Genomic DNA, 21,831 nt, shown 5'->3' with positions numbered 1-21,831 from the left:
TCGGGTGCCGGACGGATCCGCCCGGCACCCTCTCGGTCAGCAGCAGCAGAGGCCGCCGCTCCACTGGCTGCACCCGGCGCTGCTCGTGCTCGTACTGTCCGGGTCGAAGATGCCGAGGATCTGGTCCAGCTCGGCGCCGATGGAGCCGGACGGGTGGTCGAGGGCGTACTCCCGCTCGTGCGACGCGAGCGTCGCGCGGAAGTCGGTGTCCGTCCAGGCACGGACGATCTCGGTGACGGGCATGGGTGTGTCCCCTTTCCGGTACCGGTGCCCCACTGTGTGTCGGGCCGGGGTCACGGTAGGGCGTGGCGGTTGAGTCCCGGTTTAGCCGGCCGGGCCACGCCCTTTGCGGTTCGTGGAGGGAGCGGGACGCGCCCTCCCGTACGCTCCACATCCCTTGTGCGCCAACCGAACTCGGCTCCATCCACCCGGCACCTCGGTCGCCCCGGGGCACCGGCGGCGCCGTTCCGGGTGATCGTTCCCCTGGGCGCCGGCGGAGGCTTCGGTACCTGCGGCGGACCGGGGGTTCTGCGGGCGGGAACGGGGGTCCGGGAGGTGCGGGGTCGGGTGTTGACGTGGGTGGGGGCGTGGCCTAGGTTTACGTTTCGTTGTTCGGCTTTGGCGAACAGAGTTTTCTATGAGCGACCAGCTGGCGGGTCGCTGGGGTCCGCACCGTGGTCGGCGGGACTGGCGTGGGGAAGGTGGCGGCCGTGGGACAGGTGGTCCGGCGGTACGGAACGGTGGCGGAACTTCGCGGCGCCGCGGCGCCGCCGGACGGCGTGGTGGCGCTCGTCGGCGGGTACCGGAAGGTCGGTGACGGCGGCGGCGGGGCGTACCGGTGGGACGCCGGATCGGGCGCGGACGGCAACGGCGGCACCGTACTGGAGCCCTTGCGTACCAAGGGAAAGGGTCGGTGGGTCGCGCTGCACGACGGGACCGTGGACTTCCGGCGGTTCGGGGTGTTCGGCGCGGACACGGCGGCGGACGACGCGCTCGACGCCCTGGTACGCGATCCGGCGGTGGCCCGGGTGGTGGCGCGGACCGCGCTGAACTTCACGCGGCGGCACACGTTCGGGCGCAGCGGGATCGACCTGGACTTCGGCGGGCACCGCGTCACCACCGAGGGGATCGAGCGCAACACGCACGACAACCCGTTCGGCGCGGTGCTCTACTTCCGCGGCACCGTCGCCGCGAAGGGCACCGACGTCACCACCACCGAGCCGATCGCCGAGCTGTCCGACGTGTTCCCGGTCGCCGACTCCGGCGCCTTCACCGTCGGCGACTGGTACACGGTGGAGGTGAACCGGCTCGCCGGGACGTACGAGCGGGAGCTGCAGAAGCTCGTGCGGGTGACCGAGATCGTGGACGGCACGCACATCCGCGTGAACTACCAGAACGGGTGGGGGTTCGCGGCGGGCCGGACGTTCACGTGGACCCGGGTCGCGCCGGTGCAGGACGTGACCGTACGGAACATGGTGTTCGTCGGTTCGGGACCGTTCACGGAGTACGGGGAGTCGGACTGGCCGAAGCCGGATCCGGACGAGTACACGGGATCGCACCCGGTCGCGTTCGAGTACGCGGTGCGGGCGGACGTGGCGGACATCCAGGCGACGGGGACGTTCTGGCCGGTCGTGATGCGGCGCTGGTGCACGTTCTTCCGCACCGCGCGGTGCAGCCTGAAGAACCCGCCGACCGTCTTCTACGGCGGCGCCGGCTACCTGACGCAGAACATCTACTGCCTGTACGGGCACGTCGAGGACTGCCACACCTCGAACGCGCGGCACCTGTGCGACTTCGTCAACGCCGGCTACTGCTACGTGACGAACTGCCACGGGGACGGCGACGACGCCGGCGGGAACCCGTTCACCACGCACGGCCAGTACGAGCACGACATCGTGTACACGGGATGTTCGGGGCTGATGGACATCGCGAACAGCGGCGCGGACTGGGGGCAGTCGGCGAAGCGGTTCACGATCCGGCGGCACGTCCTGTCCTGGTTGACCGTGAGTACGAGGATCACCGACCTGACGCTGGAGGACGTGCGGGTCGTCGCGCGCGACACGTTCGACCCGCGCGGCACGTTCGTGGTGAACGCGGACGGGCTCCAGATGCGCGGCTGCGTCGGGCGGACGCTGGCGGTGGCGAAGACGTCGTCGCGCTCGTCCCGGCCGAACGTCATCAGCGGCTGCACGTTCGACACCGCCTCGGCGAACGTGGTCGTACAGACGCCGGTGAACGTACCGGTGCACTTCGACCGGTGCGTGTTCCCGGATGCGAGCGGCTTCGAGTTCCACGGCACCGGCACCGTGTACCTGACGGACTGCACCGTGACGGGGACGGCGAAGGGCGCGCCGATGTCGTTCGCGGGGGACGTGGTGGTGCGCGGCGGAACGTACACCGACACCGGGTTCGTGCTCACCGCCGCACGGGACCAGCGGCTCTCGATCGGTGGCGGCGCAACGCTTTCCGGTACGAACGCGACCGGCGCGCTGGTCTCCCGGGGCACCGGCTCGGGCACCGTGAGCGTCGCACTGTCCACATACGACAGTCGTACGGTGGCCGGCACGGCACACGTCGCGCTGTCCGCCGGAACCAACCGGTACACGGCGGTCGGAGCGCGGTTCAGCGGCGGATCGCTCGCGCTGGCGCCCGCCGCGTTCGGCGCCGGATCGTACCTGCTGCACGCCGGGTGCGTGGAGGACGACGTCGCGCGGCACGCTTTCCCGCCGGACGGCGAGCGGGTGCACACCGGCACGACGCTGACGCCCTGAGTTCCGTTTCGAGCGGGCGCCCCGGGGCCGCGCGGGCGCCCGTGTCGGGTTCGTCGTGAGATCACAGAAGGGATCTCGGAGATGGAGAAGGTCAGACCGAGTCGGCGCGCCGTACTCGCCGGGGCGGCCGGCGTCGGCGGGCTGCTGCTCGCCGCGACGGCCACCGGTACCGCGCAGGCGGCGCCGGACGGTGGCGCGGCGGTGCACGGCTTCGACACGGTGGCCGACCTGCTGGCGTACGGCCCGGAGGCGGACGGCACGCTCGCCCTCGTCGGCGGGTACGCCAAGGGCGGCGACGGTGGCGGCGGCGGGTACCGGTGGTCGGCGAAGTCCACAGTGGACGACAACGGCGGCACCGTGCTGAAGCCGAGCAACGGCAAGGGACGCTGGCTGGCGCTGCACGACGGTACCGTGGACTTCCGGCGCTTCGGCATCTTCGGTACGGACCGGAACGCGGATGCGGCGCTGGACGCGATGGTGCACGACCCTGCGGTCGCCCGGATCGAGGCGCACACCGACCTCAACTTCGCCAAGCGGCACACGTTCGCGCGCAGCGACATCGAGCTGGACTTCGGCGGCAACACCGTGCACAGCAAGGGAATCGAGCCGAACACGCACGACAACCCGTTCGGCGCGGTGCTCTACTTCCGCGGGAAGGTCGCAGAGAAGGGCACCGACTTCACCACCACCGAGGCGATCGCCGAGCTGTCCGACGTGTTCCAGGTCGCCGACTCCGGCGCCTTCACCGTCGGCGACTGGTACGCGCTGGAGGTGAACCTGCTCAACACCACGTGGGAGCGCGAGCTCCAGAAGCTCGTGCAGATCACCGAACTCGTCGACAAGACCCACGTGCGCGTCAACTACCAGAACGGCTGGGCGTTCGCGGCGGGGCGCACGTTCACGTGGCGCAAGGTCGAGCCGGTCGTGAACGCCAGCGTCCGCAACATGGTGTTCGTCGGGGTGGGCGGCGACGAGCTGTCCGGCTCGCACCCGGTCGCCTACGAGTACGCGGTGCGCTGCGACGTGTCGCAGATCCACGGCACCGCAACGTTCTGGCCGGTCGTGATGCGACGCTGGTGCACGCACTTCCGTACGTCGCAGTGCTCGCTGACCAACCCGCCGGCCGTCGACTACGGCGGCGCCGGCTACCTGACCCAGCAGATCTACTGCCTGTACGGGCACGTCGAGGACTGCCACACCTCGAACGCGCGGCACCTCAACGACTGGACCGCAAGCGCGTACTGCTACGTGACGAACTGCCACGGCGACGGCGACGACCAGGGACCGTTCGTCACGCACGGCCAGTACGAGCACGATCTGGTGTACACCGGGTGCTCGGGGCTGATGACGTTCGCGAACAGCGGCGCCCCGTGGGGCTCGTCCGCCAAGCGCATCACCGTACGCCGGCACGTGTGCTCGTGGTTCGTGGCGCGGGTGAAGGTCACCGACCTGACGCTGGAGGACGTGAAGGTCATCGGCAAGGCCGGGCTGGACGGCTCCGGCATGATCTGGGTGAACGCGGACGGCGTGCAGATGCGCGGCTGCGAGGCGAGCGACACGTTCATCGTGTCGCAGACGTCGAACCGGTCCGCCCGGCCGAACGTCATCTCCGGCTGCGTGATCCCGGCGACGCCGACCACGCAGGTCATCTACCCGGGGCAGAAGGCCAACGAGATCGTCCAGGCGAACGTCACCAGCCCGGTGCACTTCGACCGGTGCCGCGTGGTCGGCCTGTCCGGCAACGCCTTCAGCGGTACGGGCGAACTGCGGTTCACCGACTGCGTCGTCACCGGGCCGGACGACGCGGACCCGGCCACGTTCGCCGCGGGTGCGGTACTCGTCGAGGGCGGCGCACTGTCCAATGTGGGCATCTCGCTGGCCGGCGCGAAGGACCAGCGGCTGCGGATCGGCGGCGGCGCAACGGTTTCCGGTACGAACACGGCGAAGGCGCTGCTGTCCCGTACCGGTGGCGACCGTACGGTGACGTGGGATCTCGGTGACTACGCGAGCACCGCGCCGGACGGTACCGCGCACGTCAGCGTGGACGCCGGCACCAACCGGTACCGCGCGGTCGGCGCCCGGTTCAGCGGCGGCCGGATCGCCTTGTCCGACAAGGGTTTCGGCCCCGGGTCGTACCTGCTGCACACGAGCAACGTGGAGGCCGGCGTGGACCGCTCGGTCCCGGCGGACGGCAAGTCCGTGCAGACCGGCGGAAACCTCCGCGTCTGAGCCGTGCGGGCCGTCCGGACGACACTCCGGGCGGCCCGCCCGCGTCCCCGCTCCCCGACCCGACATCCGGGCAGGTAACGCCGATCCGGCGCGCCCCGCGTACCTGCCGATGCACGATGAGGGAGACATGTACGGCGGGGACGGGGGAAAGCGGTGAAGCGGGTCCTGGCGATGACGGTGGCCGTCGGGGCGACGGTCACGCTGTTGGCCGGCTGTACCGGCACGAAGTCGACCACGATGGACGCTGCGCCCACGCCGGCCGGCGACCGGGATCCGGTCACGCTGGCCGTCACGCCGGCCGCGGCGGCGACGAACCTCCCGGTCACCACCGAGATCGGGGTACGCGTCGGTGGCGGCTCGGTCGACACCGTACGGCTGGTCGATGCCAAGGGGCACCGCGTGTCCGGCGCGATGCGCGCCGACCGGTCGAGCTGGGTGCCGGCGGAACCCCTTGCGTACCACCGGAAGTACACGGCGACGGTGACGGCGGTGGGCGCGCGCCGCCAGCAGGTCACGCGCACCACGACGTTCACCACCATGTCCGACCCGGCGAAGCGCGTCGGCACCGGCATGTACGTCCAGGACGGCGAGACGTACGGCGTCGGCATGCCGGTGGCGGTGGAGATCCTGCGGGACGTGCCGGCGAAGCTGCGCGCGTCGGTGCAGCGGCGCCTGTTCGTCGAGAGCAGCCCGCCGCAGCCGGGCGCGTGGCACTGGTTCAGCCCGCAGCGCGTCGAGTACCGGCCGGCGACGTGGTGGCGGCCCGGCACCAAGCTCACCGTACGGATCGCGCTGGGCGGGTTGCCGCTCGGCGGCGGCTGGTACGGCGACCAGGACCGCACCGCGACCGCCACGATCACGAGGACCCGGGTCGAGATGCGCGTGACCAACTGGCCCAAGCGCATGCAGGTGTACGAGAACGGAAAGCTCACCCGTACGTTCCCGGTCAGCCTCGGCAAGCCGGACGCGCCGTCCTCCAGCGGCCACATGGTCGTCATGGCCAAGGCAGCGCACACCGTGTTCAACACGCTCGGCATCCCCGGCGAGAACTACGTCGCGCCGGTCGACGACGCGCAGCGCCTCACCTGGGGCGGCGAGTTCATCCACTCGGCGCCGTGGTCGGTCGGCGACCAGGGCCACCGCAACGTCTCGCACGGCTGCGTGAACGTCGGGCCCGGCAACGCCGACTGGCTGTTCGGGCAGACCCACGTCGGCGACCCGGTCACCGTCACCGGCACCGGCACCCGCCTCGTCCCCGGCAACGGCTGGACCGGCTGGGACATGAACTGGTCCGCGTACGTGCGGGGCAGCGCGCTGCCGGTGCCGCGCGACGTGGCCGACGCCCCGGCGTACAACCCGTACCCGGGGAGCTGAGCCGGCGGCGGATCCGGTCGGCTGAGCCGGATCCGCGGTCCGGCCGAACGCCGCGGACGCGGGCGGATCCGTCAGCGCACCACGAACCGGACGTGCGGCGCCCCGGCGGACGACGGCCCGACGCGGACGTATCGTTGCCCGGTACGGATCGGGGAGGGTGACGATGACGGGCCGCGAGGTCAAACCGGTACTGCTCACGGTGGACGACGACCCGGGGGTGTCCCGTGCCGTGGCGCGCGACCTGCGCCGGCGGTACGGGCAGGACTACCGGGTGGTGCGCGCCGACTCGGGCCAGGACGCGCTCGCCGCGCTCAAGGAGCTCAAGCTGCGCGGTGAGCCGGTCGCGGCGATGCTCGCCGACTACCGGATGCCGGAGATGAACGGCATCGAGTTCCTCGAACGGGCGATGGACCTGTTCCCGCGGGCCCGCCGGGCGCTGCTCACCGCGTACGCGGACACCGACGCGGCGATCCAGGCGATCAACATCGTCGACGTCGACCACTACCTGCTCAAGCCGTGGGATCCGCCCGAGGAGAAGCTCTACCCGGTGGTCGACGCGCTCATCGAGATGTGGCGCAGCACCGGCGACTCCCCCGTACCGGAGGTGAAGGTCGTCGGGCACCGGTGGTCGGCGCCGTCGCACAAGACCCGGGAGTTCCTGGCGCGCAACACCGTGCCGTACCGGTGGTTCAGCGTGGAGGAGCCGGAGGGCGGGCGGCTCCTCGACGCGGCGGGCGTGACGGCCGAGGACATCCCGGTCGTGATCACCCCGACCGGCGAGGTGCTGCGGCAGCCGGCGGAGGTCGACCTGGCGCGCGCGGTCGGCCTGTCCACCGCGCCCTCCGCCGAGTTCTACGACCTGGTCGTCGTCGGCGCCGGACCCGCCGGCCTCGGCGCCGCCGTGTACGGGGCGTCCGAGGGGCTTCGTACCGTGCTGGTGGAGCGGCAGGCGACGGGCGGGCAGGCCGGGCAGAGCTCCCGGATCGAGAACTATCTGGGCTTCCCGGACGGGGTGTCCGGCGCCCAGCTCACCGACCGGGCGCGGCGGCAGGCCGTCAAGTTCGGCACCGAGGTGCTGTCCGCCCGCGACGTCGTCGGCCTGGAGGCACGCGGTTCCGCCCGCGTCGTCCGCTTCGGCGACGGTACGGAGATCGCCGCGCACGCCGTCATCCTCGCCACCGGCGTGTCGTACCGGAAGCTGACGGCGCCGGGGATCGACGAGCTGACCGGCCGTGGCGTCTACTACGGCTCGGCCAACACCGAGGCGCCCGCCTGCGCCGGCCAGCCGGTGTACGTGGTGGGCGGCGCCAACTCCGCCGGCCAGGCCGCCATGTTCTTCTCCCGGCACGCCGCCTCGGTCACCATCCTGGTCCGCGGCGAGTCGCTGAAGGACTCCATGTCGCACTACCTGATCGAGCAGATCGAGGCCACCGAGAACATCTGCGTACGGGCCAACACGACGGTCGACGCGGCGCTCGGCGACGACCACCTCACCGGCGTACGGCTGCGCGACGGGGTCACCGACACCGTCGAGGAGCTGCCGACCAGCCACCTGTTCGTGTTCATCGGCGCGGCGCCGCACACCGACTGGCTGGGCGGCGTCGTCGAGCGCGACGAACTCGGCTTCGTCCGTACCGGGCCGGACCTGCTGGTCGGTGGCGAACGACCTGCCGGCTGGCTCCTCGACCGCGACCCGTACTACCTGGAGTCGAGCCAGGCCGGCGTGTTCGTCGCCGGCGACGTACGGGCCGAGTCGGTGAAGCGCGTCGCCTCCGCTGTCGGCGAGGGCGCGATGGCCGTCACCCTGGTCCACCGGTACCTGGAGGACCAGTGACCGGCCGCGGGAACCCTCAGCGCTTCGTTGGCGTTCCCACGAAGGAGGAGCAGCCATGAGCGAGCGTCAGCGAGCGAATCATGAACACTGCGCGCCGTGCCTCATCGGTGCTCCGACGAAGGAGGAACACCAATGAGTGTGAGTACGGACGGGTTGCGTGAGCTGTTCCTGTTCGAGCACCTGGACGACGAGCAGCTGGCGTGGGTGGGCAAGCACGCCGACGAGGTACGGGTTCCCGCCGGGACGACCATCGTCACCGAGGGCGAGGAGGCGCGCTGCTTCTACGTACTGCGTTCCGGCACGATCACGATGCACCGCGCGGTCACCGGCGGCGACATGGAGATCAACCGCAGTGACCAGGTCGGCGCGTACTTCGGGGCGGTCACGTTCTACCTCGGCGACCAGATCGACCAGAAGTACAAGGCGTCGGTGCGGGCGGTGACCGACACGGTGGTACTGGCGCTGCCGGCGGACGAGTTCGGCACCGCGTTCTCCCGGTGGTACCCGATGGCCGTGCATCTGTTGCAGGGCATGCTGACCGGCTCGCGGAACACCGACGCGCTGGTGAGCCAGCGGGAGCGGCTGCTGGCGCTGGGCAAGCTGACCGCCGGCCTGACGCACGAGCTGAACAACCCGGCCGCCGCCGCGGTACGCGCGACCGGTGCGCTGCGCGAGCGCGTCGCCGGGATGCGGCACAAGCTCGCCATGCTCGCCGCCGGCGACCCGAAGGTGTTGCAGCTCAAGCACCTCACCGACGTGCAGGAGGAGTACGTCGCGCGGGTGGCGAAGGCGCCGACGCTGACCGCGCTGGAGACGAGCGACCGGGAGGACGCGGTCGCCGACTGGCTCGACGACCACGGTGTGGCCAACGGGTGGGACATCGCGCCGGTCCTCGTCGGCGGCGGCATCACCGTCGACGACCTCGACCTGTTCGCCGCGAACACCCGGGACGAGTTCCTCGAACCGGCGCTGCGCTGGCTCGGGTACACGGTGGAGACCGAGACGCTGATGAACGAGATCCAGCAGGCGGTGGAACGGATCTCCGCCCTGGTCGGATCCGCCAAGCAGTACTCGCAGCTCGACCGCGCGCCGCACCAGTTCGTGGACCTGCACGAGGGGCTGGACTCGACGCTGGTGATGCTCACCGCGAAGCTCGGCGGCGTCCACGTCGTCAAGCAGTACGACCGGACGTTGCCGCCGGTGCCGGCGTACCCGGCGGAGCTGAACCAGGTGTGGACGAACATCATCGACAACGCGGTGGACGCGATGGGCGGCGACGGCACGCTGACCGTGCGTACGGCGCGGGACGACAACCAGGCGGTCGTCGAGATCGCCGACACCGGATCGGGCATCCCCGCCGAGAACCAGGACCGGATCTTCGAACCGTTCTTCACCACGAAGCCGATCGGGCACGGCACCGGCCTCGGCCTCGACGTCTCCTGGCGCATCATCGTCAAACGGCACGGCGGCGACCTGCGCGTCACGTCCGTACCGGGCGACACCCGGTTCACCGTGAGCCTCCCCCTCACCGACCGCGCCTGACCCCGCAACCCCTTGCGGTTGAGCCGTTCCCGGCGGCACCGGGCCGGGAGTGCCTGCGGTTCAGCCGTTCCCGACGGCCCCGGGCCGGGAAATGCTTGCGGTTGAGCCGTATCCGGCGCGCGGGTCAGTGCAGCGTGTCGGGGACGGCGAGGTCGGCGCTGGCGTACAGCCGGGCCAGTTCGGTCGGGTCGTCGGCGGCGCAGGTGGCGGCCACGGCGTCGAGGAGCGCGTCGTAGTCGGCACCCGTACGCCCGGCGTACGACGCGGTCATCCGGCCCCACTCGTCCCACGGCAGCATCTCCCGGTCGCACAGCGCGGCCAGGTCGCGGATCGCGTTGCCGCGGATCTCGGCGGCGCCCCAGGCGTGGTCGGTGCCGGCGACGCCGAACAGCATCGGGTCCGCGCCGTCCCGCCGGTACCGGTGCCACGCCTCGCCGCCGGTCAGGAACGCGCCGTCGGCCAGGTCGTCCGGCCGGTCCACCACGTCGAGGCCGAGCACCTCGCTGTCCACCCGCACCCAGCGCCCGTCCGCCCGGTACTCGGTGATCCAGTGGTCGAGGTAGCGTCCGGCCCGGAAGTACGTGGCGAAGCCGCAGCGGGCGCGCGCCGGGATCCCCTGGTACCGCAGGAGTGCGCACGCGAGGACGGCGAAGTGCCGGCAGGTGCCGACGACCCGGGTCGCCGGTCCGCGCGCCACGGTCAGCGGCGCGGGGTCGAGCCCGGCGAGTACGTCCAGCAGCCGCGCGACGGGCCGGATGTCCTTCTCCCGCAAGCGATCCGGCCCGATCCCGGCCGCCGCGGCGTCGTCCGGCTGGATCACCAGCCCGCGCACCACCGCGCAGATCCCGACCGGGTCCGTCGGCAGCCCCACGGCCAGCCGCGCCCCGTCACCCAGCCCCGTGTACTTCCCAGCGCGCCGGTACCCGTCGTTCGTCATGCCGACGATGCTGCACTCGACCCCTGACAGCTCCGGTCACCCCTTGTGCCCCAACAGGTACGCCTGCGGCGTGGGCTCCCACCCCTCGGGCTGGCGTACGACGCGGGTGTCGACGGTCAGGCCGGCGTCGGCGAGCAGGTCCGTGACCCGGTCGGGCGACAACCGGTACGCGTCGAGCACGATGTCGTGCCCGTACCCGTGCTCGATGTGCCGGATCTCGTCGCCCAGCTGGAACGCCAGCAGCAGCCGCCCGCCGGGCGCGAGCACCCGGTGGAACTCGGCGAAGACCCCGGGCAGCCGCTCCCGCGGCGTGTGGATGATCGAGTACCAGGCGACGATGCCGGCGAGGGCGCCGTCCGGCAGGTCCAGGTCGGCGATCGTACCGACCTCGAAGCGCAGGGTCGGGTGGTCCCGCCGCGCCACCTCGACCATCCCCGGCGACAGGTCGACGCCGAAAGCGCGCAACCCCAACGAATCCAGGTACGCCGTGACCCGGCCGGGCCCGCACCCCAGGTCGCCGACCTCGCCGTCCGGGCCGACCAGTTCGGCGAACGTGCCGAGCAGTCCCCGCTCCAGCGGCTTGCCCGCCAACTCGGTACGGAGCAGGTCGGCGTAGTCCGCGGCGACCGTGTCGTACGCGGTGCGGGTGGCGGTGACGTCTGCGTGTTCGGTCATGGCTGCAGACGCTAGCCGCCCCCACCGACAGCGCGTCGCCGGTCGGCGGAGGCGTGCCGGTCCGGCGCCGCGCACGACGCCGGACCCCTGGTACGTCAGGCGCGGCGGCGGCGGAACGGCAGCACGATCAGCGCGACCGAACCGAGCAGCAGCACCACACCGACCGCGACGACCCCGGCCACGATGCCGCCCAGCGACGGTACGGTGGCCTCGGTGGCGACCCGGCCGTTGACGACCGGCGACCCGTCGGCGTTCATCGCGACGAGCACCAACCCGCCGTCGTACCTGTCCGCCGGGAACGTCACCGTGAGCGTCCCCGTACCGGAGGCGTGCGCGCTCCACACGTCCGCCCCGGTCGGCGCCGTGGCGGGCGCTCCACCCGCGTGCTTCGTGTACGCGACCTGGTAGTTCGACCGCCCGTGGCCCGTCGAGTACGCGACGCCGTGGAGGTAGTCGCGCACCGCGGATGCGGGCGCCAGGCCCAGGAACGCCGGTTTTCCCCCGTGCACGGTCAGATGCACCCTGACCGTGCCGTAGTGCGCGCCGACGAACGTGCCGCGCCCCCAGTCGTACGGGTCGCTCACGACCGCGTGGCCGTCGCCGCGGAACTCGGCGTGCCCGAGGTCCATGTACCCGCCGCGGCCGGTGAGGGTGGCGGCGAAGCCACCGACCGCGAGGACGATCAGCGCCACGATCCCGAGCGCGACCCCACCGAGTACGGGCAGGGCGCGGCGGCGCGGGCGGCGGTTCGGACTGGTGTTCATGCTGCTCCCCTTCGTCGGTCCGCTCCGGCGTACGGTGCGCTAGAGTTCGTTCCGAGTCTGAAGTTTGAAATTCAGAACTTGAAACATCATGTCTCAACGAGAGGAGGCGGGCAAGGTGGGGTCGGACACACCAGCTCCCACCGGTGCGGCCCGGCGACGGCGGCGACTGTCGGACGAGCAGACCGAACAGCGCATGCTGAGCGCCGCGCTGGACATGGTCAACAGCGCCGGACTGACCGTCAGCCTGGACCACATCAGCTTCGAGGACGTCATCCGCGACGCCGGCGTCTCCCGCAGCGCCGTCTACCGGCGCTGGCCGTACAAGGACCTGTTCTTCAGCGACCTGCTCAAGGCACTCGCCCGCGGCGCCAGCCCCGCCATCGGCGGCGGAAACGCCGACGCCGTCGAGAACGTCCGGCAGATCATGCTCGACCACCTCGACTGGCTGCGTACCCCCGACACCCGGCGCGCCCTCGCCGCCGAAGTCCTCCGCCAGGGCGCCCGCAGCGAGTTCGAGACGTTCCACCGCTCCGCCGAATGGCGCACCTACTTCGCGCTCCAGGCAACGTTTCTCAGCCTGCCCGCCGGCGACCTGCGTACCGAGGTGGAACAGGCGCTCGCCGCGTCCGACGCCGCCCTCAACACCCGCGTCGCCGCCGCGTACCAACGGGTCACCGAACTGATCGGGCTGCGGCTCCGACCCGAACTCGACACCAGCTTCCACGACATCGCGACCCTCGCCACCGCCATCATCCGCGGCCTCGTCGTCATGGCCCCCGCCAACCCGGACATCACCACCCGGCACGTGCACGCCAACCCGTTCGCCGCGCCGGACGCCGCCGACTGGTCCCAGCCGGCCCTCGGCATGGCCGCCGTCGTCATGACCTTCGTCGAACCGGACCCCGCCGTCACCTGGGACGACGACCGCATCGCCGCCGTACGCGCCACCCTGGAGTCCCCCACCTGGACCATGACCTGACGCTCCTGCCGTCCGGATACCTTGCGCCGCAACGGAAGATTGCCCAGCGACGGCAGGCCGGTACAAGCGCCTGGGCGAAGCGGTGGGCCGCTGTTCGCGCCCTGAGCCGCTTCATGCTCCTGTACTCCCGCTACTGCCTGGCGGCCCCCATCGCCCGGGTGCGGTGAACCCCGCGTGACGGCCAGTTCGGCTCAGTACCAGGCGATGACGCGCCAGGCGTCCTGCGGCGGCGGCTCGGCGGCGGTGCCACCTATGATGGCGCGATGTCGCTCCCAGTGCGCTGGATCCGGCTGCTGACGGTACTGCTGGCGGTCGTCTTCGCCGCCGCGGCCTACACGATCCGCGCCGTCCTGGACGGACCGATCGAGCAGTACTCGGGCGCCGCCCTGTCCGGAGCCATCGTCTACACGATCGTGATCTTCATCCGGCCGCGGATCTCCCCGCTGATCGCCGGCCCCGTCTCCGTCGCGTACTGCTGGCTCATCGAGTTCGCGCAGCTCACCCCCGTACCCGCGGCGCTGTCCGGGCACAGTTGGTTCGCGCGGCAACTGGTCGGCGCACAGTTCGACCTCGTCGACGTCGCCTGGTACCCAGTCGGCGTGATCGCGTTGTTCGCCGTGCACTGGTACCTCCGCGCCCGCACCCGTACCCGACCGCAACCCGACGTCCGCTGACCGCCGCACGGCTCGGACGAGGAGTTCCTGACCGGCCTGTACGCCAGCCGTCGCGTAGCCCATGGCCCGCTACGTCGTCCTCGACACCGACGTGTCGTCGCAGAGCTTCCGCATCGGGCCCTCAGCCGTGCCGAGCCCGCGCTGATCGTGTGTCAACGTCGGCCGAGGTCGATCCGCTGGCGGCGAGGTCCGGGCGTGCGACGTCGGCCGCAACATCCTCCGCCTGGTTAGCTGTCGGTGGTGTCGTCTACGTTTGCCCGCCATGAGCGACGCGTACACGGTCTACTGGCCACAAGAGCGATGGCGTCAAGCGGTGGCGGTGGGGCCAAGCCCGTTGGCTGTGCTCTTCGGCGGCCCCCACAGCTCCGAACCAAGCTTCCGGCGTGCCGCGGTGCGGACCGGTGACGTGCTCTACCCGATCGGCGTCTGCGATCAGGCTCTCTACGTGTTCGGACGGATGCGGGTCCGGCAGATCCGCGTCGTTGGCACCGACGATGACGGCCCACTGTTGGAGTACTTCGCGCAGTTTCGGGCCTGGCGCTTCCTTGCGCCGACCTGCACCGACGAGGTGGTTCTCGGCGAGGAGGGGACGGGCATCGTGCTTGATCGGGCCGTACCCGCTGAGGTGCTCAAACGGCTGACGTACCGCCCACGGCGGGGACCAAGACCGGTCAAGCATGTCAGCGAAGACGGGCGCCTCGTCCATCCGATCAGCGTCCAGGGCATCTACCGCCTGTCCGAAGCATCCGCCGCGGATCTTGACGCCGTCCTGACCGGCCCACCCGGCACTCCCATCACGCGCCGCCCGTCCAGGCACATCGAAACGCCATCCAACATGGACACGCTGTTCTGAGTGCCGATGATCCAGCTGACACGTCCGACCAGCAGGAGGCTCGACGGGCACGTGGGGCGACGGTCCCTTCGATGACGACACCGCGGCCGACTGGTGCGACGCCATCGACGACATGGACCCAACACAGCGCTCGGCAGCACTCCGTGAAACGCTCGAATGCGGCTCACAACAACGGATACCTTGCCGACACCCGACGATCGCGGATTCAAGCACCGTGGGGACGGTGACACCCGGGAGGTGCCGATCCCGCCGGAGCTGGTGCGGATCCTCCGGGAACACATCGCCGACTTCGGCCTGGCGGACGACGGCCGGCTGTTCCGGAGCGAGCGGGGCAACGTGGTCAGCGGCTCGAACTACTTCCGGGTGTGGCAGACCGCCCGGCCGATCGCGCTCCGTCCGGACCAGGTGGAGTCGCCGGTCGCCGCCAGGCCGTACGACCTGCGCCATGCGGCGGTGTCGCTCTGGCTCAACGCCGGGGTACCGGCGACGGAGGTCGCGGAACGAGCCGGACATACCGTCGATGTGCTGTTGAAGGTGTACGCGAAGTGCATCGACGGGCAGCGTGACGTGATCAACAAGCGCATCGAGGACGCCCTGAGCGATGTCGCGTGACGCCGGGAGCCTCCTCGGACCGCAGCGCCTTGCACAGCCCCTCCGCCGCAGCCGGGATGACCTGGGAAAACGCCCCAAGATCCATTGCACGTATCTTGCACGAGCCCTGGCAGACGGCCGCTTCCGGCGGCATCCGGCTGCACATGAAGAAACCCCGGGACTCAGCGTTTCTGCTGGTCAACCGGGGTTTTGCCTGGCCTTGCTGGGTGCCCCCGGCAGGATTCGAACCTGCGCACACGGCTCCGGAGGCCGATGCTCTATCCCCTGAGCTACGGGGGCCAGGGACGTCGAGAAGCGTAGCAGGTGGGGGTGGACGGGCGGCGGGGGGCCGGGGTACCGCGGAGGGCGCAGCCGGGGGTACTGCCAGAGGAGCAGGCGGGTGTCGGTGTGGGCTGATGACGGGGGGTGGTGGGCCGGCCTACGGTGGGCGCGTGACGTGGGGCGGCGGTGACGATCGGGGCGTGTGGTGGCAGCGGCCGTGGTCGCTGCCGCTGGTCAGCGGGGTGGTGGCGGCGCTCCAGATCGCGGGGTCGTACGCGGCGGCGTACCGGGGCGGGCAGCACCTGGGGTTGTGGGGTGTGCTGTTGCTGCTGGTCGGGCCGGTGGCGTTGCTGGGCCGGTTGCGGTGGCCGGCGGCGACGCTGGTGGTGACGGTGGCGGGCCTGGTCGTGTACTACGGGCTGGGCTTCCCGTACGGGCCGGCGTTCCTGTCGTTGGTGGTGGCGGCGCTGGCGGCGGTCGGGGCGGGGCACCGGGTGCTGGCGTGGGTGGCGGTGGTCGCCGGCCTGGGGATGTACTTCCTGCTCAGCGTGGTGGTGGCGGGCGACCGGGCGCCGAGTTGGGCGTCGATCGTCGGGCATCTGGCGGCGGTGACGGTGATCGTGGCGCTGGCCGAGCTGATCCGGTACCGGCGCCGGGAGTACCTGGCGAGGCGGCGGAGTCGGGCGGAGCAGGAGCGGCGGCAGGCGAACGAGGAGCGGCTGCGGATCGCGCAGGAGCTGCACGACGTGCTGGCGCACAACATCTCGTTGATCAACGTGCAGGCGGGGGTGGCGCTGCACCTGATGGACCAGCGGCCGGAGCAGGCGCGTACGGCGTTGACGACGATCAAGCACGCCAGCAAGGAGGCGCTGGGCGAGATGCGTTCGGCCCTCGCGGTACTGCGGGGTGACGGGATCGCGCCGCGTTCCCCCACGCCGGGGTTGGACCGGCTGGGCGAGTTGACGGCGCGGCTGGACGCGTCGGGTCTGCCGGTGCGTACGGCGGTGTCGGGGCGGCGGCGGGATCTGCCGGTGGAGGTGGACCTGGCCGCGTACCGGATCGTGCAGGAGGCGTTGACGAACGTGTACCGGCACGCGAACGCGGCGGAGGCGGTCGTGAAGCTGGCGTACGGGGAGGACACGTTGACGGTGACGGTGACCGACGACGGTACGGGGGCGCCGATGCCGACGGACGACCCGGACGGCGGCGGCAACGGGATCCCGGGCATGCGGCAGCGGGCGACGGCGCTCGGCGGTAGCCTGACGGCCGGTCCGGCGCCGGGCGGCGGGTTCCGGGTGACGGCGCGGCTGCCGCTGGCGGGGGTACCGGCGGGGTGACGGCGGACGGGCCGGTGCCGCGGGAGGGGGACACGTGATCCGGGTGCTGTTGGCCGACGACCAGGGCCTGGTACGCGCGGGCTTCCGGGCGTTGCTGGACGCCGAGGCCGACGTGGAGGTGGTCGGCGAGGCGGGCGACGGGGACGAGGCGGTGACGCTGGTCCGCCGGCTGGTACCGGATCTGGTGCTGATGGACATCCGGATGCCGGGCACGGACGGGCTGGAGGCGACCCGGCGGATCGCCGCGGACGAGCGCCTGTCCGGGGTGCGGGTCGTCATCCTCACCACGTTCGAGCTGGACGAGTACGTGTTCGAGGCGATCCGTTGCGGCGCAAGCGGTTTCCTGGTGAAGGACACCGAGCCGGCGGAGCTGGTGCAGGCGGTACGGGCGGTCGCCCGGGGCGACGCGTTGCTGTCCCCGAGCGTGACGCGGCGGCTGATCGCCGAGTTCGCCGTACGCGCACGTCAGCCGAAGGCGTACCCGCGGCTGTCGTCGTTGACGGACCGGGAACGGGAGGTGATGGCGCTCGTCGGGCAGGGCCTGTCGAACGAGGAGATCGCCGACACGCTGGTGGTCAGCCCGGCGACCGCGAAGACGCACGTGTCGCGCGCGATGGTGAAGCTGGCCGCGCGGGACCGGGCGCAGCTCGTCGTCATCGCGTACGAGTCGGGGCTGGTGCGGCCGGGTTGGCTGGGCTGACCGGGGTTTCCCCGTAGTCGCGTCCGGGGCCACCGGTACGCCGGCGGTGGTAGCGGAGGTGTCGCCCGCCGGCAGATGTCGCGGCGCGGCGGGCGGGGCCAGTCTTGGCGGTACCGGAACGACGAGACGAGGGTGGTGACCGGTGATGTGGTGGCATGGCCCGGTGTTCTTCTGGCCGATCTTCCCGCTGATGTGGCTGGGCGTGGCGGTCCTGGTGTTCGGCGTACTGCGCCGGCGGCGCGGCTGGCCGGCGGCGCTGCGTACGGCGCCGGCGGAGCAGACGCTGGCGGACCGGTTCGCCCGCGGCGAGATCGGCGAGGACGAGTACCTGGAGCGGATGTCGGTGCTGCGTAAGGGGAAGCCGTGAGGTGTCCGGATCTGGCGGGCAGGGTGGCGGTGGTGACGGGCGGGTCACGCGGGATCGGCGCGGAGACCTGCCGGGCGTTCGCGGCGAACGGCGCGCGCGTGGTGGTGTCGGGGCGGGACGGTGCGGCGATCGACGCGGTCGTCGCCGACATCCGCGCCGACGGCGGTACGGCGGTCGGTGTCGCGGCGGACGTGACCTCGCTGGAGTCGGTGCGGGCCCTGCGCGCCGGCGTGGAGCGGGAGTACGGCCCGGCTGACGTGCTGCTGGCGTTCGCCGGCGGGAGTACGGCACCGCCAGCGCCGCTGGTGGACATGACGGAGGCGGACTTCCGGTCCGCGGTGGACGGCAACCTGCTGTCGACGTTCTTCTGCCTCAAGGTGTTCCTGCCGCCGATGCTGGACCGCGGCAGCGGTTCGGTGGTCACGATGGCGTCGGCGGCGGCGCGGTACGTGTCCCGCGGCCCCATCGCGTACGCGGCGGCCAAGGCCGGCGTACTCACGATGACCCGGCAGGTGGCGCGGGACGTCGCCGCCTCCGGGGTACGGGTCAACGCGGTCGCACCGGCGTCGATCGGTACCGACCGGGTGCTCGGCGCGATGTCGCCGGAGATCCTGGCGCAGGCCGAGCGCGCGCACCCGGTGGGCCGCATCGGTACTCCGGCGGACGTCGCGAACGCGGCGCTCTACCTGGCGTCCGACGCGTCGGCGTTCCTGACCGGGGTCACCCTGGATGTCGCAGGCGGAATGGTGATGCGCTGACCGGGTCGTCGCCGGGCAGTTCGGCCCAGACGACCTTGCCCACCGGGAGCGCCCGCACCCCCCACCGCCGCGACAGCCGTTCGACGATCAGCAGCCCCCGCCCGGACGTACTCAGGGGGTCGTCGGCGAGGCGCGGGCACGGGGGGTGCGGGTCCGAGTCGGCGACCTCCACGAGGACGCCGTCCGGATCGCGGCGCAGCCGGACGAGGACGGGGGTGGCGGCGTGCAGGACGGCGTTGGCGACGAGTTCGTGGCAGGCGAGGGTGATGTCCCGGGCCCGGGTGCCGAGCCGCCAGTCGTGCAGCGCGTCGGCCACGAAGCCACGGGCCGCCCGTACGGCCCCGCCGTACGGTTCGATGCGCAGCTCCCGCTCCATGTCCATCGCACCCGGGAATACCCGGTGGCGGCCGGTTTCATTCCTCGTCTTCGATAGTCTCGGCACCGACTGCCGTTCCGCCCCGGGAGGCGCTCCCATGTCCGAACTCCCCGTACCCGGACGTCCCGCGGACCGGCCGCTCGTCACGTACTACGACGACGCGTGCGGGCTGCGGGTGGAGCTGTCCGCGGCGGAGGTCGCCGACCGGGCGGCGCGGACGGCGCGGCTGCTGCGGGACGGCTGCGGGCTGGGGCCGGGCGACCGTGCGGCGGTCATGTTGCCGCCGCACTGGCAGACCGCCGCGGTACTCCTGGGCGCCTGGTCGGCCGGCCTGCTGGTCTCGGTACGGCTGGCGGCGACGGCGGGGCTGCCGGTGCTCGGGGCGGGCGCCGACGACCCGATCGACGTGACGTTCGCGGACCGGCGGCGGATCGACGACTGGCTGGACGACGTACCGGAGGCGCCGCACCGGTTCGTACTGGACGCCGACACCGATCCCCGCGTACCGGCCGGGCACCGTGCGCCGCCGCCCGGCTACCGCGACTACGCCACCGAGCTCGCCCGGTACGCGCCGGCCGTCGATCCGGCGCCGCTGCCGGCGGACGGTGCGGCGAGCGTCGACGGCACCAGCTACCGGCAGTGGGGTTCGCTGGGTCGGGAGATCGCCGCGATGGTCGGCCTGCACCCCGGCGACCGCGTACTGGTCGAGGTCGAGGAGTACGAGCACCCGGCGTACTGGCTGCTCGCGCCGCTGGCGGTGGGGGCGACGGTGGTGCTCTGCGCGAACCTGGACCGTACGGTCCTGGCGGCCCGGTCGGCGGCCGAGGGCGTGACCCGCCGGCTGGAGGCGTCCCGCGCCGCCCGGCCGACCGCCTGACCCGCCGGCTGGACGGCGTCGCGCTGCGGCCCGACCGCGCGCCTGACCCGCCGTCAGGACGCGCCGAGGGCCTCGTCGAGCGCGGCGAGGAACCGCACCGGCCGGAGCAGGTCGTCCGGCGCGATCGGCGGCCGTCCGGTCGCGATCATCCGGAAGAACTCGTCGAGGCCGGGCCACACGTAGTGCGGGCCGACCCCGAGCGTCCGCTCCGCGATCCCGGTACGCCCGACGGCGAGGGCGTGGAACGGCACCGGCCGGTCGCCGGGGCGTACCAGGTTGATGGTGACGTGGGTGGCGCCGACGCGGGCGTGCGCGACGACCGTGTCGCCGGCCCGGTCGACCCGTACCGGCCCGACGGGGCCGGGTACCAGGCTGAGCGCGATGTCGACGGGATGGATGCCGTAGTAGTGGATCCCGCCGTACTCGCTGGTCTCGTCGGCGGGCCCGGTGGCCACGACGCTCTGCAGCGCGCCGATCCCGCCGGCGGCGTCGCGCAGGGACTGGGCGTCCGGCCCGTACCGGAGCGTGGAGTACGAGGTGAGCAGGGCGCCGTGGGCGCGCGCGACGGCGAGCATCGCCTCGGCGTCGGCGACGGTGGTGGCGAGCGGCTTGTCCACGAGTACCGGGAGGCCGGCGGACAGGAACGGGACGGCGTGCGCGCGGTGCAGCCGGCCGTCGCGGTCGCTGACGAGGACGGCGTCGACGTGGCCGAGCAGGTCGGCGGGGTCGTCGACGACGATGTCGATGCCGCCGGCGTCGGCGAGCTGCCGGTTGCGGTCGGTGGCGCCGCCGGACAGCGCGACGACCCGCGCCCCGTCGCCCTGCCGCCGCGCCGTGTTCAGGTACTCGACCGCGTGGTCGACATGCGAGTTCTCGGTACCGACGATGCCCACCCGCACGGTGTCCTCCTGCGTCCGACGTCGAGGGCGAATCTACTGGTCCGCGCCGGTCGTCGGGCGGATGGCGGCCGTCCTGCATGGATGCTTTCACCGTCTTGACTCGTGAAAGCATCCATGCATAGGCTGCGGCCGTGGAGGAGAGCCCGTCGTCGCGGCTGCTCGGGCTGTTCGCCGGGCAGCGGCTGACCCCGACCCAGCGGCGCATCGCGCAGTCGCTCGTCGAGCACGCGCCGCGCGCCGGCTACTTGTCCAGCGGCGAGATCGCCGAGTTGGCCGGGGTGAGCCAGCCGTCGGTGACCCGCTTCGCCACCGCCGTCGGGTACGACGGGTATCCGGCGCTGCGGGACCGCATCCGCGAGCTGATCCGTACCGACGGGCGGGCGGAGACGCCGGACGAGGCGCGGCGCAACGAGTGGCAGCGCGCCGTCGCCGCCGAGCACGACAACCTGACCAGCCTGTCCGGCTTCCTGGCCGATCCGGAGCCGGTGCTCGCCGCCGCCCGGGTACTCGCGGACAGCCGCCCGCTGCCCGTCGTGGGCCTGCGCGCCGGCGGCCCGATCGCCGAGTACTTCGGGTACTTCGCGGCCAAGGTGCTGCCGGATGTCCGGGTCTGTACGGCGGGCGGCAGCGTCCTGGCCGACCGGCTGGAGCAGGCGCAGGCGGCGGGCGCGACCGCGCTGCTGACGTTCGTACTGCCGCGGTACCCGGTGGAGGCGTTGGCGGCGCTGCGGGCGGCGCGCGCGGGCGGGCTGCGGGTCGTGACGATCACGGACGGTCCGATGAGCCCGGCCGCCGAGGAGTCCGACCTCGTACTCCCGGCCCCGGTCGGCGCGCAGCTGGTGTTCGACCTGCACAGCGCGCCGATGGTACTGGCGATGGTGCTGTTGCAGGCGATCTGCGACGCCCGGCCGACCGAGACCCAGGCCCGGCTCGAATCCTTCGAACGCTCCGCGAACCGGCGTGGCCTGTTCGCCGGATGACGCGCACCGACACCCGCAAGACTGGGCACGAG

The 21,831-nt window shown here is 72.1% G+C and carries 21 protein-coding genes, 1 tRNA gene and 1 pseudogene; 16 read left to right on the top strand and 7 right to left on the bottom strand.

Features of this window, described 5'->3' with window-relative positions:
- Positions 1-36: 36 nt before the first annotated feature.
- The gene (locus Aru02nite_RS07485) at positions 37-243 is read right to left on the bottom strand and encodes a mersacidin/lichenicidin family type 2 lantibiotic (RefSeq protein ID WP_203655953.1); all 207 of its coding nucleotides are present in this window, start codon (positions 241-243) and stop codon (positions 37-39) included.
- Positions 244-710: 467 nt separating this feature from the next.
- Between Aru02nite_RS07485 and Aru02nite_RS07480 the strand changes: the two genes are divergently transcribed.
- The 5 genes from Aru02nite_RS07480 (at position 711) to Aru02nite_RS07460 (ending at position 9,750) form a co-directional block, all read left to right on the top strand.
- Positions 711-2,771, top strand: coding sequence for a putative phage tail protein (locus Aru02nite_RS07480; protein ID WP_203655952.1), 2,061 nt, complete (start codon positions 711-713; stop codon positions 2,769-2,771).
- Positions 2,772-2,852: 81 nt separating this feature from the next.
- Positions 2,853-5,000: a putative phage tail protein gene (locus tag Aru02nite_RS07475; protein ID WP_203655951.1), complete on the top strand. Its 2,148-nt coding sequence runs from the start codon at positions 2,853-2,855 to the stop codon at positions 4,998-5,000.
- Positions 5,001-5,153: 153 nt separating this feature from the next.
- The gene (locus tag Aru02nite_RS07470; protein WP_239076489.1) at positions 5,154-6,374 is read left to right on the top strand and encodes a L,D-transpeptidase; all 1,221 of its coding nucleotides are present in this window, start codon (positions 5,154-5,156) and stop codon (positions 6,372-6,374) included.
- Positions 6,375-6,537: 163 nt separating this feature from the next.
- Entirely contained in the window at positions 6,538-8,208 is a 1,671-nt protein-coding gene (locus Aru02nite_RS07465) for an NAD(P)/FAD-dependent oxidoreductase (protein WP_203655950.1), read from the top strand.
- Between the two features lie 132 nt (positions 8,209-8,340).
- Positions 8,341-9,750 carry an ATP-binding protein gene (locus Aru02nite_RS07460; RefSeq protein WP_203655949.1) on the top strand — a complete coding sequence of 470 codons (1,410 nt, stop codon included), beginning with the start codon at positions 8,341-8,343 and terminating at the stop codon, positions 9,748-9,750.
- A gap of 124 nt (positions 9,751-9,874) precedes the next feature.
- Here the strand turns inward: Aru02nite_RS07460 and Aru02nite_RS07455 are convergent, their stop codons facing one another.
- The 3 genes from Aru02nite_RS07455 to Aru02nite_RS07445 all read right to left on the bottom strand — a co-directional run bounded on the left by Aru02nite_RS07455 (position 9,875) and on the right by Aru02nite_RS07445 (position 12,126).
- On the bottom strand, positions 9,875-10,687 hold the full coding sequence (locus Aru02nite_RS07455; RefSeq protein ID WP_203655948.1) for a transglutaminase-like domain-containing protein: 813 nt from the start codon (positions 10,685-10,687) through the stop codon (positions 9,875-9,877).
- Between the two features lie 36 nt (positions 10,688-10,723).
- The gene (locus Aru02nite_RS07450; RefSeq protein WP_203655946.1) at positions 10,724-11,362 is read right to left on the bottom strand and encodes a class I SAM-dependent DNA methyltransferase; all 639 of its coding nucleotides are present in this window, start codon (positions 11,360-11,362) and stop codon (positions 10,724-10,726) included.
- Positions 11,363-11,457: 95 nt separating this feature from the next.
- Entirely contained in the window at positions 11,458-12,126 is a 669-nt protein-coding gene (locus Aru02nite_RS07445) for a hypothetical protein (protein ID WP_203655945.1), read from the bottom strand.
- A gap of 88 nt (positions 12,127-12,214) precedes the next feature.
- On the opposite strand from Aru02nite_RS07445, the gene Aru02nite_RS07440 reads away from it, so the two are divergent.
- The 5 genes and pseudogenes from Aru02nite_RS07440 (at position 12,215) to Aru02nite_RS07420 (ending at position 15,244) form a co-directional block, all read left to right on the top strand.
- A complete protein-coding gene (locus Aru02nite_RS07440) occupies positions 12,215-13,105 on the top strand; it encodes a TetR/AcrR family transcriptional regulator (protein WP_203655944.1) in 891 nt (296 codons plus the stop codon).
- Between the two features lie 263 nt (positions 13,106-13,368).
- Positions 13,369-13,779 carry a ribosomal maturation YjgA family protein gene (locus Aru02nite_RS07435; RefSeq protein WP_203655943.1) on the top strand — a complete coding sequence of 137 codons (411 nt, stop codon included), beginning with the start codon at positions 13,369-13,371 and terminating at the stop codon, positions 13,777-13,779.
- A gap of 262 nt (positions 13,780-14,041) precedes the next feature.
- Positions 14,042-14,632, top strand: coding sequence for a hypothetical protein (locus tag Aru02nite_RS07430; RefSeq protein WP_203655942.1), 591 nt, complete (start codon positions 14,042-14,044; stop codon positions 14,630-14,632).
- Between the two features lie 58 nt (positions 14,633-14,690).
- A pseudogene (locus Aru02nite_RS37550) lies at positions 14,691-14,777 on the top strand (DUF4259 domain-containing protein); the annotation flags it as partial.
- Positions 14,778-14,869: 92 nt separating this feature from the next.
- The gene (locus Aru02nite_RS07420; protein WP_239076487.1) at positions 14,870-15,244 is read left to right on the top strand and encodes a site-specific integrase; all 375 of its coding nucleotides are present in this window, start codon (positions 14,870-14,872) and stop codon (positions 15,242-15,244) included.
- A 207-nt stretch (positions 15,245-15,451) separates the two neighbouring features.
- Here the strand turns inward: Aru02nite_RS07420 and Aru02nite_RS07415 are convergent.
- Positions 15,452-15,523 (bottom strand) — tRNA-Arg (locus Aru02nite_RS07415).
- Positions 15,524-15,675: 152 nt separating this feature from the next.
- On the opposite strand from Aru02nite_RS07415, the gene Aru02nite_RS07410 reads away from it, so the two are divergent.
- The 4 genes from Aru02nite_RS07410 to Aru02nite_RS07395 all read left to right on the top strand — a co-directional run bounded on the left by Aru02nite_RS07410 (position 15,676) and on the right by Aru02nite_RS07395 (position 18,667).
- Positions 15,676-16,842 (top strand): sensor histidine kinase, encoded by a 1,167-nt coding sequence (locus Aru02nite_RS07410; protein WP_275408597.1) that lies wholly within the window; start codon positions 15,676-15,678, stop codon positions 16,840-16,842.
- A 34-nt stretch (positions 16,843-16,876) separates the two neighbouring features.
- On the top strand, positions 16,877-17,542 hold the full coding sequence (locus tag Aru02nite_RS07405; RefSeq protein ID WP_203655941.1) for a response regulator: 666 nt from the start codon (positions 16,877-16,879) through the stop codon (positions 17,540-17,542).
- A 142-nt stretch (positions 17,543-17,684) separates the two neighbouring features.
- A complete protein-coding gene (locus tag Aru02nite_RS07400; RefSeq protein WP_203655940.1) occupies positions 17,685-17,909 on the top strand; it encodes an SHOCT domain-containing protein in 225 nt (74 codons plus the stop codon).
- A 32-nt stretch (positions 17,910-17,941) separates the two neighbouring features.
- Entirely contained in the window at positions 17,942-18,667 is a 726-nt protein-coding gene (locus Aru02nite_RS07395; RefSeq protein WP_203655939.1) for an SDR family NAD(P)-dependent oxidoreductase, read from the top strand.
- On the opposite strand, the gene Aru02nite_RS07390 is transcribed toward Aru02nite_RS07395, so the two are convergent.
- Positions 18,630-19,049: an ATP-binding protein gene (locus Aru02nite_RS07390; protein WP_203655937.1), complete on the bottom strand. Its 420-nt coding sequence runs from the start codon at positions 19,047-19,049 to the stop codon at positions 18,630-18,632. The two genes, Aru02nite_RS07395 and Aru02nite_RS07390, sit on opposite strands and share 38 nt — an antisense overlap.
- Positions 19,050-19,140: 91 nt before the next feature.
- On the opposite strand from Aru02nite_RS07390, the gene Aru02nite_RS07385 reads away from it, so the two are divergent.
- A complete protein-coding gene (locus Aru02nite_RS07385) occupies positions 19,141-19,920 on the top strand; it encodes a TIGR03089 family protein (protein WP_203655936.1) in 780 nt (259 codons plus the stop codon).
- Positions 19,921-19,973: 53 nt separating this feature from the next.
- Here Aru02nite_RS07385 and Aru02nite_RS07380 read toward each other — a convergent pair whose 3' ends face one another.
- Positions 19,974-20,819: a Gfo/Idh/MocA family protein gene (locus Aru02nite_RS07380; protein ID WP_203655935.1), complete on the bottom strand. Its 846-nt coding sequence runs from the start codon at positions 20,817-20,819 to the stop codon at positions 19,974-19,976.
- A gap of 131 nt (positions 20,820-20,950) precedes the next feature.
- Between Aru02nite_RS07380 and Aru02nite_RS07375 the strand changes: the two genes are divergently transcribed.
- Positions 20,951-21,799 carry a MurR/RpiR family transcriptional regulator gene (locus Aru02nite_RS07375; protein WP_203655934.1) on the top strand — a complete coding sequence of 283 codons (849 nt, stop codon included), beginning with the start codon at positions 20,951-20,953 and terminating at the stop codon, positions 21,797-21,799.
- Positions 21,800-21,831: the final 32 nt, after the last annotated feature.

Origin of the sequence: Actinocatenispora rupis, assembly GCF_016861975.1 — a bacterium.
GTDB lineage: Bacteria > Actinomycetota > Actinomycetes > Mycobacteriales > Micromonosporaceae > Actinocatenispora > Actinocatenispora rupis.
The sequence above is the reverse complement of the archived record's forward strand: the minus strand, read 5'-3'. Positions and strand labels throughout refer to the sequence as shown.

What these genes read in the sequence shown, in the direction of transcription:
- Aru02nite_RS07460 (WP_203655949.1), top strand. Translation starts at nt 8,341, where the DNA reads ATGAGTGTGAGTACGGACGGGTTGCGTGAGCTGTTCCTGTTCGAGCAC.
- Aru02nite_RS07445 (WP_203655945.1), bottom strand. Translation starts at nt 12,126, where the DNA reads ATGAACACCAGTCCGAACCGCCGCCCGCGCCGCCGCGCCCTGCCCGTA.
- Aru02nite_RS07455 (WP_203655948.1), bottom strand. Translation starts at nt 10,687, where the DNA reads ATGACGAACGACGGGTACCGGCGCGCTGGGAAGTACACGGGGCTGGGT.
- Aru02nite_RS07385 (WP_203655936.1), top strand. Translation starts at nt 19,141, where the DNA reads ATGTCCGAACTCCCCGTACCCGGACGTCCCGCGGACCGGCCGCTCGTC.
- Aru02nite_RS07440 (WP_203655944.1), top strand. Translation starts at nt 12,215, where the DNA reads ATGTCTCAACGAGAGGAGGCGGGCAAGGTGGGGTCGGACACACCAGCT.
- Aru02nite_RS07390 (WP_203655937.1), bottom strand. Translation starts at nt 19,049, where the DNA reads ATGGACATGGAGCGGGAGCTGCGCATCGAACCGTACGGCGGGGCCGTA.
- Aru02nite_RS07465 (WP_203655950.1), top strand. Translation starts at nt 6,538, where the DNA reads ATGACGGGCCGCGAGGTCAAACCGGTACTGCTCACGGTGGACGACGAC.
- Aru02nite_RS07450 (WP_203655946.1), bottom strand. Translation starts at nt 11,362, where the DNA reads ATGACCGAACACGCAGACGTCACCGCCACCCGCACCGCGTACGACACG.
- Aru02nite_RS07475 (WP_203655951.1), top strand. Translation starts at nt 2,853, where the DNA reads ATGGAGAAGGTCAGACCGAGTCGGCGCGCCGTACTCGCCGGGGCGGCC.
- Aru02nite_RS07430 (WP_203655942.1), top strand. Translation starts at nt 14,042, where the DNA reads ATGAGCGACGCGTACACGGTCTACTGGCCACAAGAGCGATGGCGTCAA.
- Aru02nite_RS07435 (WP_203655943.1), top strand. Translation starts at nt 13,369, where the DNA reads ATGTCGCTCCCAGTGCGCTGGATCCGGCTGCTGACGGTACTGCTGGCG.
- Aru02nite_RS07485 (WP_203655953.1), bottom strand. Translation starts at nt 243, where the DNA reads ATGCCCGTCACCGAGATCGTCCGTGCCTGGACGGACACCGACTTCCGC.